Source organism: Candidatus Poribacteria bacterium, assembly GCA_009839745.1.
In the GTDB taxonomy this organism is placed as follows: Bacteria; Poribacteria; WGA-4E; order WGA-4E; family WGA-3G; genus WGA-3G.
In genome coordinates, this window is the sequence record VXPE01000122.1 from 1 (window position 1) to 14,655 (window position 14,655).

Below are 14,655 nucleotides of genomic sequence, written 5' to 3' on the forward strand. Positions count from 1 at the left end.
AGAAGGTAGCAGACATCTCAGAATATGTCAACTTATTTTTGGGCTTCACTATAATTCTTAAAATTGTCCAAACTTTAGTAGTTTTAGTGGTCATCCTTTTGCTGATGAACACCACTTTAGGAGTTGCGGGTGAGGACCCGGATTTGGTGGCATACTATCCCTTTGAGGGTAACGCAGAGGATGCCTCTGGAAATGGAAATGATGGCGAGATTGACGGTGGATCTAATTGGGTTAAAGGCAAATTTGGAGACGCTATCGAGTTAGATGCGATGGCTTTTGTCCAGCTGCAAGTTTCCGACTCTCTCCATGGAGACATTTTCAAAGCAGATCCCTTCACGATTTCCGCTTGGATTAAACCCAATTTTGAGGGGACTGAGTGGGAGCATATCTGGCGGAGTCTCCCGACTGCTTCCGGCCATAATACCTTCTTCCTGAACAAAGTTCAAGGCCTCCTCTCTTGGCGCGGACAGGTCGCCGGGTGGACGGTGCTGTGTCAGAGCGAAGGGGGGATCGTCGAAAAGGATAAGTGGATGCATGTCGCTGTCTTGGGCGATGGCGATAAATTCAGGATTTATGCGAATGGCGAGATGGTCGCCGAGACCGATTTCCAAGAGACGCGGGGGAACAATGTGACCTACCGTCTTGGCGGCTCCGGTGGCGAGACGTTTGCGGGTATCATGGACGATGTCGCAGTCTTTACGCGTGCGTTAGATGAGGACGAGATCAGCCTGATAATGGAGAGTGTTGAAACGTTCTTACCAGTTGAACCAAAGGGTAAACTCGCAACACAATGGGCAGACCTTAAACGCTAATTCAAGGACCCGTAGGGTCTTTCACCTAACCCATCGGCTTCTCAAAAACACTTCTCCGTTTTGCTGGCGAGGTTTCATGAAGATTAATTTAGTAATTCGGTAATTTCCTAACGATGCCTGGTGCGGTTTCTAACCGCCCCATAGGTGTCAATTTTAGAAAAAGGTATCGTGTTTTTCATGTAAAAAAAGTGCTGTGAAATGGAATACTTCTTGTATAATGTAGAAAAGGCAATAGTGGTTAATTCTACAAAAAAAGAGGTATTTCCAATGTCCATTTTACAACAAGTGCCTGATAAAATGCAAACGATTTTTCAAACCCTCCCCGATGAAGCCGCCGTCGGTGTCGGACTCGTCGAAAGAAAACGAAAACTTACCGGCAGTGCCCTGACGCAAATCCTGGTCTTGGGATGGCTCGAAAACCCAGAGGCGAGTTATCAGTACCTCACCGAAACCGCTGCGTCCTTGGGGATACAAGGCAGTCGTCAGGCACTTGAACAGCGGCTGACGGCTGAAACCGCTGAAATGTTGAAACTGACGCTTGAGGGAGCCGTTACGGAAATGCTTGAAGTGAGTCATCCTCGGCAAGTCCCGGCGCTGCTTGAGGAGTTTAGCGGTGTCTTTGTTCAAGATTCCACGTATATTCGCCTCCCGGATGAACTCCATGAGACGTGGAAAGGTTCCCCGAAAAAGAATCATCCTCAGAAGACAGGTTTGAAACTTCATCTCTGCTTTGATGTGCTTACGGGGGGCTTTCAACACTTCCATCTCACCGATGCCGTGACGGCGGATAGCACTGCCATGAAGACCGCCTCGCCACTCCCGCAGGGAAGTTTACGCCTCGCAGACTTGGCGTATTTTTCGCTTGATGAGTTTGAGAAACTTACTGAAAACGGTATCTACTGGATCTCCCGGTTGAAAGCCAACTCGTATCTGTCTGATGAAACCGGGGCACGACTTGATTTAGAAAACATGCTCAAAGCCGAAGAAAACACCTTCAGCCGCAAACGTATCCGCATCGGGAAAACAAAGCAACTTCAGGGGTATCTCATCGCCCAACGCCTTTCCGAAGCAGAAACGAATAAACGCCGATGCTCCATCCGACACCGTGCCAAACGCAAAGCCCAAACCCCCTCAAAAACGCTCTTACGTCTCGCAGGGTGGAACCTTTATATGACGAATATAGAACCACACCGACTCACACCGAAACAGATTTGTGCCATCGTCGGCATCCGATGGCAGATTCAACTCATCTTCAAGTGTTTCAAAAGTCTCTCAAAGATGCACGTCTCCCGAATCCAGAAACCCTATCGCATCCTCTCTGAAATCTATGCCAAACTCATCGCTGTGTTGATTCAAAATGCCGTCATGTTAGCAACCGGCTACCGACATATACAACACAGTTTCTTCAAAGCAGCAAGATATATCATAGGATTCGCCAGGGAGATCGCCGCGAGTTTTCACCACTCAAAAAACCAACTTCGCAACACTTTGAAAACCATAAAACAGACTTTTGAAAAGGGGGGCACTTTTCAGAGAACCCTTGGAAAAAACACAACCTTTCGCAAACTCAAAGAGGCCACGGAAAACCCCTAAATTGACACCTATGGATTGGTTTAAAAACACACTATGCCAGTCTATCCCCGAAAATATGAATGTTGAACCTGAACATTGGGGAGATAGTGACTTCAACAATTGGTTGAGTGAGCCGCGTTTTAGTGGAAAGCGAAACTATTTCTTCGGTGAACTTGAACTTAATCTTGACTGGTTTAAAGGGCAGTTTGAGAAGCAGATAGCTGGCGTAGGTGATAAATTTGATTCGTCCTTACATACCAAAACAAACGTAGACGCTGACATTCACGCGCTTTTAGGCGATGAAGCGTTCGGGCATCAAATCATCAAATGGATTGAAAAACTTGAGGGAAAACTCCCGGATTTAAAGGAGGCAATTGATGATCTCAAAGGTCAAATTCCATATATTGAGTGGAGTGAAGAGGAAAAGTCGAAAGTCATCAAGGCAGCTGAATCACTTCAAGATGCCTTAATGAACATGAAAGTCCAATTGAAACAAGCAAGAGATCTTTTAGGTGAAAAAGCTCTCTCTGAAGTGCAGTCCATAGACTGGAAATCAGTACTCGATCAACTTTACGAAACTTTTGATGCCTATAGAAAAGTTGGGTGGGAATCTGGCACATCAAAGATGAAATGCACTATTGAAAAGGAATATGAAGAACAAGCTTTACGTCATGCAAGAGGGTTTGTTCATCATCCAGATTCTTTGGTTGCTAATTTATTGGATAAATTTTTCCCATCTGTAATCTGGCGACTCGGACTTATCAGGGAGTCGGATCTGCATATCCTCGGGGATGCTGGAATTGGCAAAACCCATATCGCCTGCAATATCTGTGATGATCGATTGAGAAACGGATTACCAGCCCTATTTGTCCGAGGAAGTCTCTTTACCACTGAACAACCAATTGAAACACAGTTACGGAATATTCTTGACATTTCACCATCCTATAGTTGGCACAACTTTTTGCAAGCACTATCAGCGGCTGCCGAAGCATACCATACCCGTATTCCGTTGATAATTGATGGGCTTAATGAATCCGTCCATAATGGCACTTTTTCAAAGGTATGGGAATTTGGACTAAAAGGACTCGTTCAGGAGATCATAGAGATAAAGAACCTTGTATTAATTACAACATGCCGCAAGAGTTATAAAGAGCCTATTTGGAAAGAGGTCAGTGCAAGAGAAGACATCATCCCAGGTAAGATAATTTGGAAAGATAAGGATTCACTAAATTTGGTTTATGCTTACGGTTTTGATCGATACGAGGAGGTGAAGCCTGCAGTTGAAAAGTACTTCAACGCGTACAAGATTAAAGCTGATCTTACGGGGGCACCATTAGCACAATTTGAACATCCCATCTACCTCAAGATTTTCTGTGAAACGAAAAATCGTGAGCGCAAAACTGAGGTGCAAGTTTATGTTGGCGAGCAAACGCTATTTGAAGTTTTTGACGAGTACTTGAATCAATGTAACCGCGCAGTTTGCGATCGTCTTAGACTTCACCCAAAAACGCCCATAATACAGCCCACATTGAAGAAAATGGCAGAATACTTATGGCAACATAGAAGGCGCGAGATCCCTTTTGAAAAATTGATACAGATTGTGGACGGTCAATCCCGTGAACATTTGGACTGGCAATCATCAAAAACACATGCCATAGAAAGTGAAGGATTGTTAGTTTATCGAGATTGGACAGGTGTTGGTGAAGTGATGCATTTTACCTATGACCTATTCGGCGGTTATTTGATTGCAAAATACTTGGTTGAACAAACTGAAGATGTGCATGGATTCTTAAATAGTGAGAAGGCGACAGCAGTTCTATTTGGCAAAGACCATCAAATTTTACATCCGATGCACGAAGACATCAGCAGGTGTCTGGCTGCGCTTGTACCAGCCGAAACAGGACATTTTCTGCACGAGTTCCCGGATAATAAAAAGGCATTCGGTTTATCAATACGTGCTTTATTTGAAATTTCCCCAAAATATATCAATCAAGATTGTATCAATCTAGTTACTCATCTCTTTGACCAATATCAGAAGAATCGCGATTTCTTTTTTAAGTTAGCAGAAACTACCGTTGGACATCCCAATCATCCGTTCAATGCTTCATTCTGGTCAAAACGACTCTCGGCATTGTCTATGTCGGAACGAGACCTGAGTTGGACAGAATATGTCCGACATAACCGTTATAGTCTTGAAGAGATAGTGACACGCTTTGAGGAAACTTGCCGAGATGCTCAAGACTTATCAGAAGAGCACTTATATCTTTTTGCAGAATACATAATGTGGATACTTACATCAACTGTGCGACCTCTGCGCGATCAAGCGACACGAGCCCTTTACTGGTACGGACGACGTTTCCCTCAAGAATTTTTTGCTTTAGTCATGCAGTCTTTCACAATTAACGATCCTTATATTTCTGAACGTATGTTAGCTGCAACTTACGGCATCGCAATGGCACGACAAAACGATTTTGAGGATACCAGTTTTGTAACTGAGGTATTACCTTCGTATGGGAAACAATTGTATGAAGCTATGTTCAAGCCTGATGCTCCTCATTCAACTACGCACATCTTAGCACGGGATTATGCAAGGCGAACAATTGATATTGCTTTAATACACCACCCAGACTTATTAACAGGTAATGAACGCGAACGTATTTCTCCACCGTTTGCAAACGGCGGAATTCGGGAATGGGGCGAAAGCGAAAATAAAAATAAAGGTGAATATGAAAAAGGTCCCGCCCCATTGCAGATGGATTTTGAGAATTATACCCTGGGATGTTTAGTAAAGGATAGAGGCAACTATGATTATGAAAACCATGAATATAAGCGTGTGAGAGCAAATATTTTCTGGAGAATATATGATTTAGGATATTCACTGAACAGTTTTGGAACAATTGACAAACGGCTTCACCAGGAAAATGAGAGATATGGTCGATCAGCAGATGGACGTAAAATAGATAGGTACGGCAAAAAATACTCGTGGATAGCGTTTTATGAACTTGCCGGGTTTCGACGAGATAAGGATCTGCTTCCAGATTATTATGACGATGTGCGTGTTTTAAACGCTGATATTGATCCGAGCTTCCCTATAGAGGAACGGAAGCATAACTTGGTCACGAAGGATTTCCTAGGAGATCGAGAAGTATCTGTGGAACAGTGGGTATCCAAGACCCCACATCCAGATTTGACATCGTATTTAAAAATAGATGGCCCTTGTGGTGAAAAAGGGACATGGATTCTGTTGAATGGATTCCTGAGTCAGAAAGACAATCAAGTCAATCGTGATATGTTTTCCTTTTTGCAAGGGTTAATTGTAAAATCCGAAGAGGTCGAGGAAATTGTTGAGATTTTGAAGAAGCAGGAGAAAATAGATAGGAGTACCGTACCGTACTGTCCAGAGGACGGTTACACATACGCAGGAGAGATACCGTGGTGTGATACATACCAAGAGAACATTTGGAAGGAAGTGCCATTAAAGATAGATACGGTTTTAGTTCCTGAAGAGCAGCAAGTTATTCTACGCGATGGTGAACCTGCATCCAACAAAGAATTGCAATCATTTTGGGATAGTATCGTAGATCTGATTGAACCAGAAGATCCTTTTGCCAAATTATTAGGATTCTATGGTACAAACAGTATTACGAATCTAATTGAAACAAGAAATTGGCAAACGATTGAAGCACAACTGCACAAGCAAGGCCTTGAATTGACAACGGAAACGGTCGATGTTGAACAACCAGAATTTCAAACATTTGAGATGTTAGTTCCCGTAAGGAAAAACCACTGGTCGGATTCCAGTAGTGTAGCTGTTCCCGGACGAAGTGTAACAGTTCCAATTCGGCAGATTGCAGAAACCTTTAGTCTATATGGTCATCCCCAGAGTTTTGATCTGTTTGAAAAGGATGGCAAGCATGCGTCAATAACTTTTTGCTATGGCGAGGCATGGAAAGACAAGCAAGATTTTACATACCTACGAGAAGATTTATTGGAACACTATTTAGCAAAGATAGGTGCAGAACTAATTTGGGTAATCTGGGGAAACCGACGTTTAGTATCTGAAAATCCTGATGATCCGTATGAAAATTTTCAGGAAGTTAAGACATATCGCGACATTCAAGAAGTATCAGGGGACTCGTAATGCATGAAATGAATTTTCGAGAACATTGGAAAACCATTCGATTAGAGGAAATTGCTGACGTGCGTGCCGGATCGGCGTTTCCTATAAAGTATCAAGGAAATATTGAAGGAAAATATCCTTTTTACAAAGTCTCGGACATGAATCTAACAGGTAATGAAACTTCAATGCATGCATCAAATAATTGGGTAGAAGAGGACACAGTTAAAACGCTCAAGGCAAAATTATTTTCAAAAGATACCGTAATTTTTCCAAAAGTGGGTGCTGCTGTTCATACTAACAAAAAACGGATGCTATCTCTCAAAAGTTTGGTGGACAACAACGTGATGGGGGTAACGATTCGGGATTATGATTTATGTATTCCTTATTATTTGTTGTATTGGTTTGAATTCATTGATTTGGGTGATCTATCAAATCCGGGTCCGCTTCCTGCCATTACTGCTACAACAGTAAAAAACACCACAATTCCTCTGCCTCCACTTTCCGAACAACGTGCCATTGCCCACGTCCTACAAACAATCCAAGAGGCAAAGTTCACCCGGCAACGCGAGATTGCCTTAGAACACGAACGCAAAGCAGCGTTGATGGATTTCCTCTTTTCACACGGCACGAAGGATGAACCCCGCAAGCAAACGGAAATCGGCAAGATTCCTGAGAGTTGGGAGGTTGTTCGACTCAAAGAGATAGCGGATTTAAGGCGTGAAAATGTAAAACCTGAAGATAATCAGAACCTAAACTTTGTGGGACTTGAGCATATTGATTCGGGAGAGAGCATCCTGAAACGTTGGGGAGATGCTTCAGCGATGAAAAGTGCGAAAAATCGTTTTTATCCTGATGATGTTTTGTATGGTAAATTGCGGGCTTATTTGGATAAAGCATTTATTGCTGAAATGGAGGGAATTTGCTCAACCGATATTCTTGTATTCACTGCAAACCCAAAAACATGCCCAAGGTTTTTAGTCTATCTCCTGCATACCGAAGTGTTCCTGAATCATGCTGTAGCAACATCAACAGGTATAAGCCACCCAAGGACGTCGTGGGACTCTTTGGGAAAATTTACCCTTGCACTTCCACCACGACCTGAACAACGTGCCATCGCTGCCGTTTTTCAAGCGATTGATAAAAAAATAGCAACCCTTGAACGAGAAGCACAACACTTGGACGAACTGTTCCACGCTATGCTTGATGAACTGATGACCGGGCAGCGGTCTGCTGTGACGCTGATTGATGCCTTGAAGTGACAACTTGCCTTCCCAAAATCAGCGAAATCCGTATCATCTGTGATAATTAGCGATTCAGACAATTGGCAAAATATTTACACACCCGTTGAGATTTTGCGTATAAAATGCTATAATTTGAGGGCTTACACAGTTTTGACCGTAGGATGCTCTATGAGATGAGGACACTCGAAAAAACGCAGGCGGTCTGCTGACACAAACTAAAAGTTTGTGCTACAAAAGGGTAGCGTGCGGAAATCCTATGAAGGTAAGAGAACTCATAAAACTGATCGAAGATGATGGGTGGTATCATATCAAGACAGAAGGCAGTCATCGGCAATTTAAACATCCAACAAAAAAGGGCAAAGTAACGGTTCCTGGCAAAATGAGCAAAGATGTTCCAAAAGGCACACGCAACAGTGTTCTGAAACAAGCGGGACTCAAGTCATGAAGGATAAACGAATGGAATACGTCGTTATATATGAAAAGGGTGATAACAGTTACGGTGCTTATGTGCCAGATCTCCCCGGTTGCATCACCGTAGGTGAGACGTTAAAAGAAACCCAAACATTAATCCAAGAAGCTATCGCATTTCATATTGAAGGATTACAAGAAGACGGTGACGATGTTCCGCAACCGTCTTTAAACATCCCTGCTCAGTATGATATTCCATACCTTGGCATACACAAAGTCGTAGAAAACTATGTACATAACGACGATCCTGCTCTCTTTTCATGTAAAGACTCTGCAGGTCATCTTTACCTTGTTACTGTTGGTGGAAACGATCAAGATAAAACATGGCTTCGTGTTGGAATTTCTAATGAACGTTTTAATCTTATCCGCTCTGGTGGAATAGACCTTCGTAATGCGTTCACCAAAGCTGAAAATGACATCCTATTCCAGATAAGAATTCCACATGATGATCCAACAGCCCCATCGTTAGAAGTCATCCAGCCCAATCAGATTGACAAGGACCTGCTACCGCTACCGGGTGAACGCCTCTGCCTAAAAACCGATATTACCTCTACACACGTATAACATTTCCTGACTAAAATTCTGTGACATTATGTCTGAACGCTCCGCCGTCCAAGTACCGATGCTCAAATACGCCGATGAAATCGGTTGGCAGCCTGTTTCTTCGTCAGAAGCGATGCAGATGCGTGGTGGCAATACTGCCGCGCTTTACTTTCTTGATGTCCTGAAAGCACAACTCTTGAAACTCAATAAGGGTATCGTAGACGATTCCAACTGCGATGACGTTATACGGCAACTCGGTTTGCTCAATGCGACGCTTGAAGGAAATCAGGAAGCACTTTTATGGATACGTGGTGAAAGATCAACTTTTGTTGCCAGTGAGAACCGAGAGCGCAATGTCACCCTAATCGACTTTGAAAACCCCGATAATAATCTGTTTCATGTTACCGATGAATGGGAACAGCAAAACGCAGCCCAACGCAATCGCGCCGATGTAGTATTCCTGATTAACGGGATTCCCGTGGCAATAGTGGAAGCAAAGAACGCTAGCAAACCGGACGGATTGGCACTCGGTGTTGAGCAAATCCGCCACTACCACAGCGAAACCCCAGAGATGTTCACCACTGCACAACTCTTCGGTGTCACACAACTCCTTGACTTCTTCTACTGCGTGACGTGGAACACCAGCCGCAAAAATCTGTTCAACTGGAAAACCGACGAACCCACCAACTACGAACAGAAGATCAAAACCTTTTTCGACCGCAATCGTATCCTCAAAGTATTACAGCAATCCATTATTTTCCACAGCAAAGACGATCAACTCACCAAAATTGTGTTGCGTCAGCACCAGACGCGGGCAGTGGAGAAGGTGATTGAACGGGTTCACGATCCAAACAAACGGCGCGGGCTTGTCTGGCACACACAAGGCAGTGGTAAAACCCTGACCATGATTACGATTGCTGCCCGTCTCCTACGCGGCGAGCAGCAGGCGGAAAAGCCAACGGTGTTGATGGTCGTTGATCGGAATGAACTGGAGAGCCAACTTTTTAGAAACATCACCGGTTACGGCATTACCACGCTTGAGGTCGCACAGAGCAAGGACGACTTGGAAGAAATTCTATCCTCCGATTATCGCGGCTTGGTCGTGTCCATGATTCATAAGTTCGACAAGAGACCTGCGAACCTTAACATGCGTGAGAGCGTCGTCGTGTTGATTGACGAGGCGCACCGGACAACCGGTGGCGATTTCGGAAACTATTTGATGGCAACTCTTCCGAATGCGACCTATATCGGTTTTACCGGCACGCCAATTGACAGGGTTTCCAAAGGCGAAGGAACTTTTAAGGTGTTCGGTGTAGACGACGAACAGGGCTATCTTGATAAATACGCAATCGTGGAATCCATTGAAGATGGCACCACTGTGCCGTTGAATTACGCCCTTGCCTCCTCCGATTTGCGGGTTGACCGAGAGATGTTGGAACGGGAATTTCTAAACCTCGTCGTAACGGAAGGAATGAGCGATCTGGAGGAACTCAACGCTATCCTTGACCGCGCTGTTCAGTTGAAGCAGATGATGAAAGCACCTGAGCGGGTAGATGGCATCACTGAATATGTCGCCAAACACTTCCAAGACACTGTAGAGCCGATGGGCTTCAAGGCGTTTCTGGTGGCTGTGGACCGTGAGGCGTGTGCGTTGTATAAGCAGGCATTGGATAAACATCTATCGCCGGAGTATTCAGAAGTGGTCTATTCTGAAAACAATCAAGACGCTGCATTTATGAAAACGTATCACCGCGCCTCAGACGAGGAAAAGGACATTCGCAAAAAATTCATTGACAAGAATGAACAGCCGAAGATTTTGATTGTAACCCAGAAGTTATTGACCGGTTTCGATGCCCCGATTCTCTATTGTATGTATCTCGATAAGCCGATGCGTGATCATGTGCTGTTGCAGGCGATCGCGCGGGTCAACCGCCCTTATGAGGACGAAGATGGTTTGGTGAAGCCTGCTGGTTTCGTATTAGATTTTGTCGGCATCTTTGAAAACCTCGAAAAGGCACTCGCCTTCCATTCCGATGAAGTAACAAGCGTGATTCGGAATATTGATGTCCTCAAAAACGATTTCGCCAAACGAATGCGTGAAGACGCAGCGGTGTATTTACCTCTTACCACTGGTTGGGATGACAAGGCGAAAGAACGAGCTATTGAGCATTTTGAGGACAAAGACGATCGAGAGGCTTTCTTCAAGCTCTTCAAAGGGTTGCAAAATCTGTATGACATACTTTCACCGGATGTCTTTTTACGTCCGTTTATAGCGGATTATCAGGCATTAGCAACCCTCTATGGATTGATTCGTAATGCATATTCCGATCGGACTTACGTTGATAAGGAATTGACTGCCAAGACGCGAGAACTCTTACAAACGCATACGGAGAGCCATCTGTTTGATTTACCAGATGCCGTTTATGAATTAGGCACGGATACCTTGCAGCAAATGGATCAGAGCGATATATCCGATACAGTCAAGGTACTGAATTTACAGAAAGCACTGCATAGGACGGTGGCAAATGAAGGTAGCTCCAAACCGTTTCTGATTTCTATTGGGGAACGCGCAGAAGCAGTCACAGAGTCTTATGAAAGCCGTCAGGTTGCAACACAAGATATATTGGCTGAGTTCCGGCGGTTAGCAGAGGAATGCTCACTTGCCGCAAGAGAAAGCGAACGCCTCGGCATGGATGAGAATACCTTCGCAGTCTATACGGTTCTCAAAAATGTTATAGAAGATGTTAATCCAGATCAGGCGCGAGCCGTTGATCAAGTGTTCGCGCAATTTTCCGATTATCAGTGGAATGAGCAAGAAGAAAAAGAGTTGAGGGCAATGCTCTATAAAACGTTAAGACCTACCGTTGGCACAAAAGAACTCATTGAAACAACAAATAAATTATTGCGGTTGGAGCGCGTATGAACGCCAGTAGAGAGGATTTGAAAGGGACAGTAGGGCAGTGGGCAGACCGTATCGGTGTGAAGGTGCGGGAGATTCATCTCCGTCAGATGGAGCGGAAATGGGCATCTATATCAATGAAGGGACGATTGACGCTCAACATCGACCTACTCAATTTGCCGGAGGCGTTGACGGAATACGTGATTGTTCATGAATTGGTGCATTTGCTTGTCCCGAATCACGGTAAGTTGTTTAAGAATTTCATGTCTGCGTATCTTCCGGATTGGGAAGAGCGGCAGGATCGTTTGAAATCGTTTTGAAGCGGTTGGGTGAAAGACCCTACCGTGTGTGGCTAACTACCTACTGCTGATGGCTACACTATATTTTCCTTGCATCCCTACCCCGTTTCTGATAGAATTGCCGATAAAGTTCACCGATAGGTGAAAACATAAAGGACAGAAATATATGGCACTTCCAAAAATGACACGGATCCAACAGCGGTTTGAGGCACCCGTTCTCACCGATCTCCCCGCAGCGATCCACGCGGAACTGGCGCGGATTAACGCAGCTGCTATTATTAAACCCGGCGAGACTGTCGCTATTACCGCGGGGAGCCGCGGTGTTGCGAATGTCGCGACTGCAGTCAAGGCGACTGCTGATTATCTCAAAACACTCGGTGCGCACCCCTTTGTCGTTCCAGCAATGGGAAGCCACGGTGGTGCAACTCCGGAAGGACAGCGGAGTGTGCTGGAGCATTACGGTATCACCGAAGAAACCGTCGGGGCACCGGTGAAAGCGACAATGGAAGTCGTGGAACTCGGAAAGACAGCAGATGGTTTGCCCGTTTTTTTTGATCGGTATGCCGCTGAGGCGGATCACGTTATCCCGCTCAATCGCATTAAGGCGCACACAGATTTCAACGGATCCATCGAGAGCGGCTTGATGAAGATGATGGTTATCGGACTCGGCAAACAACAGGGAGCAAACTTCTACCACCGCGCATTTTTTCAGTACGGCTTTGAGCACGTTATCACTGCTGTGGGGGGTTTCATCCTCGATAGCGGCAAGATCGCTTTCGGTATCGGTTTGATTGAGAACGCACACGAAGATACTGCGAAAGCGGTCGCGATGCCCGCCGCACAACTCCTTCAAACCGAACGTGAACTGCTTGTTGAGGCGAAATCGCTGATGGGACGACTCCCGTTCGACGATCTGGATCTGCTCATCGTGGATTGGACAGGTAAAAACATGAGCGGCACGGGTATGGATACAAACGTCATCGGCAGAATGATGCAGAACTTTGAGCCGGAACCCGCAAAACCGGCGATTCTCCGAATATTTGTCCGAGACCTCACCGAAGAGAGCGATGGCAATGCCACCGGTATCGGACTCGCTGACTTCACAACGACCCGCCTCGTGGATAAGATTGACCGACATTCTACTTATATGAACGGTATCACAGCACTTGGACCGCAGAAATCGAAAATCCCGTTCTACTACGACACGGATCGGGAGGCGATTGAAGTGGCACTCGACACCATTGGTCTCACGGAGCCGGAGGACGCACGGGTTATCCGTATTGAGAGCACCCTGAGATTAACGGAACTCGACATCTCTGAAGTGCTGCTTGAAGACGCGAAACTGCACTCAAGGTTAGAGGTTATCGGCGAGACGAAACCGCTTGCGTTTGACGCAGCAGGCAATCTATTACCGTTCTAAGTGATTCGTTGGAAGTTTGCAAGTTGAGGAGTTAGGAAGTTGTAAGAGAGTTCTATCGTTTCTAACAACTTTACAACTTTGAAATTTTAGCACACTTTACAACTCCCGATCTCGATCAGGATTAACCCAAAATCATCGTGGAACGATGACTAAGCAATTTTGAATATTAAATAGGCACATTATCCATTGGGAACGGGCGGGGAAACCCCGCCCCTACGGGTTCGCGGCCTCCGGGAAAATGGGAATTTATTTCTTAATATTGCTTATATTCCCATAACTAAAAAAATGCGGAAACTCAAGATCATCTTGGAGATGATTAAATTTGAACACACGATCTTCGCGCTTCCGTTTGCGGTCATGAGTGCCTTTATTGCTGCAGACGGGTTGCCTGCGCTGGCAAAATTTGGCTGGATTCTCGTGGCGATGGTGGGGGCGCGTAGCTGCGCGATGGCATTTAACCGACTCGCCGATGCCGAGTTGGATGCGAAGAATCCACGCACCGCTATGCGTGCGCTTCCTGCGGGTTTAATCACGAAGAGCACTGTGTGGGGTTTCACAATTGCGTCGGCGGGACTGTTGGTTTTTGCGGCGTGGCAACTGAATCCACTCGCCTTCGCACTGTCGCCTGTTGCAATTGCTGTCGTTATGGGGTACTCCTATACGAAGCGTTTCACTGCGCTCTCACATTTCTGGCTCGGACTTTCCCTCTCTATTTCACCTGTGGGCGCGTGGATTGCGATCCAAGGCAGTTTTGCGCTGCCCCCCATAATTCTCTGTCTCGTGGTGCTCCTCTGGACAGCCGGATTTGACATTATCTATGCGTGTCAAGATGTTAATTTCGATAGGAAGCACGGATTGCACTCGATTCCGGCGAAAATTGGGATTCGGTGGTCGTTATGGTTCTCGTCCGCTTTACACGTCATCGCGGTATTGTTACTCCTCGGACTTCCACTTCTTGTTGAATTAGGGCTCTTTTATTACATCGGTGTCGGGATTGTGGTGCTTATCTTTATCTATGAGCACACTATTGTTAAACCGACGGATCTGTCTCGTGTTAACCTCGCTTTTTTCACACTGAACGGCATGATTAGCCTGGTCCTGATGGCACTTTCAATCACCGATATATTGTTTTTTTAACTATTAAATCTGAGCTGCTACGTCCGTTGTCCTTGCAGTATTCCAATTGTTAACAGACCCTTCATAATCTGAAACAGAATTTTTAACAATTTTAGATCGGCGTTGACAACGGAAACGCCGTCCAGAAGCACATGGTTAAAAAAA

General features: G+C 45.2%; 10 protein-coding genes. All 10 read left to right on the forward strand.

Going from position 1 to position 14,655, the window contains the following annotated elements:
• The first annotated feature begins 104 nt into the window (after nucleotides 1-104).
• The 10 genes from F4X88_19190 (at nucleotide 105) to F4X88_19235 (ending at nucleotide 14,511) form a co-directional block, all read left to right on the forward strand.
• Entirely contained in the window at nucleotides 105-812 is a 708-nt protein-coding gene (locus F4X88_19190) for a LamG domain-containing protein (protein ID MYA58408.1), read from the forward strand.
• Nucleotides 813-1,010: 198 nt separating this feature from the next.
• On the forward strand, nucleotides 1,011-2,405 hold the full coding sequence (locus F4X88_19195; protein ID MYA58409.1) for an IS4 family transposase: 1,395 nt from the start codon (nucleotides 1,011-1,013) through the stop codon (nucleotides 2,403-2,405).
• Nucleotide 2,406: 1 nt separating this feature from the next.
• The gene (locus tag F4X88_19200) at nucleotides 2,407-6,525 is read left to right on the forward strand and encodes a hypothetical protein (GenBank protein ID MYA58410.1); all 4,119 of its coding nucleotides are present in this window, start codon (nucleotides 2,407-2,409) and stop codon (nucleotides 6,523-6,525) included.
• Nucleotides 6,525-7,763: a hypothetical protein gene (locus F4X88_19205; protein MYA58411.1), complete on the forward strand. Its 1,239-nt coding sequence runs from the start codon at nucleotides 6,525-6,527 to the stop codon at nucleotides 7,761-7,763. The genes F4X88_19200 and F4X88_19205 overlap by 1 nt, the downstream gene beginning before the upstream one ends.
• Nucleotides 7,764-8,001: 238 nt before the next feature.
• Complete coding sequence (locus F4X88_19210; GenBank protein ID MYA58412.1) at nucleotides 8,002-8,190, forward strand: type II toxin-antitoxin system HicA family toxin; 189 nt, start codon at nucleotides 8,002-8,004, stop codon at nucleotides 8,188-8,190.
• Nucleotides 8,191-8,201: 11 nt separating this feature from the next.
• Complete coding sequence (locus tag F4X88_19215; protein MYA58413.1) at nucleotides 8,202-8,777, forward strand: hypothetical protein; 576 nt, start codon at nucleotides 8,202-8,204, stop codon at nucleotides 8,775-8,777.
• 28 nt (nucleotides 8,778-8,805) lie between these two features.
• Nucleotides 8,806-11,679, forward strand: a complete 2,874-nt coding sequence (locus F4X88_19220) for an HsdR family type I site-specific deoxyribonuclease (protein ID MYA58414.1) — start codon at nucleotides 8,806-8,808, stop codon at nucleotides 11,677-11,679.
• Nucleotides 11,676-11,975, forward strand: coding sequence for a M48 family metallopeptidase (locus tag F4X88_19225; GenBank protein ID MYA58415.1), 300 nt, complete (start codon nucleotides 11,676-11,678; stop codon nucleotides 11,973-11,975). The genes F4X88_19220 and F4X88_19225 overlap by 4 nt, the downstream gene beginning before the upstream one ends.
• A 145-nt stretch (nucleotides 11,976-12,120) precedes the next feature.
• Nucleotides 12,121-13,374: a DUF2088 domain-containing protein gene (locus tag F4X88_19230; protein ID MYA58416.1), complete on the forward strand. Its 1,254-nt coding sequence runs from the start codon at nucleotides 12,121-12,123 to the stop codon at nucleotides 13,372-13,374.
• 285 nt (nucleotides 13,375-13,659) lie between these two features.
• On the forward strand, nucleotides 13,660-14,511 hold the full coding sequence (locus tag F4X88_19235; protein ID MYA58417.1) for a 4-hydroxybenzoate octaprenyltransferase: 852 nt from the start codon (nucleotides 13,660-13,662) through the stop codon (nucleotides 14,509-14,511).
• Nucleotides 14,512-14,655: the final 144 nt, after the last annotated feature.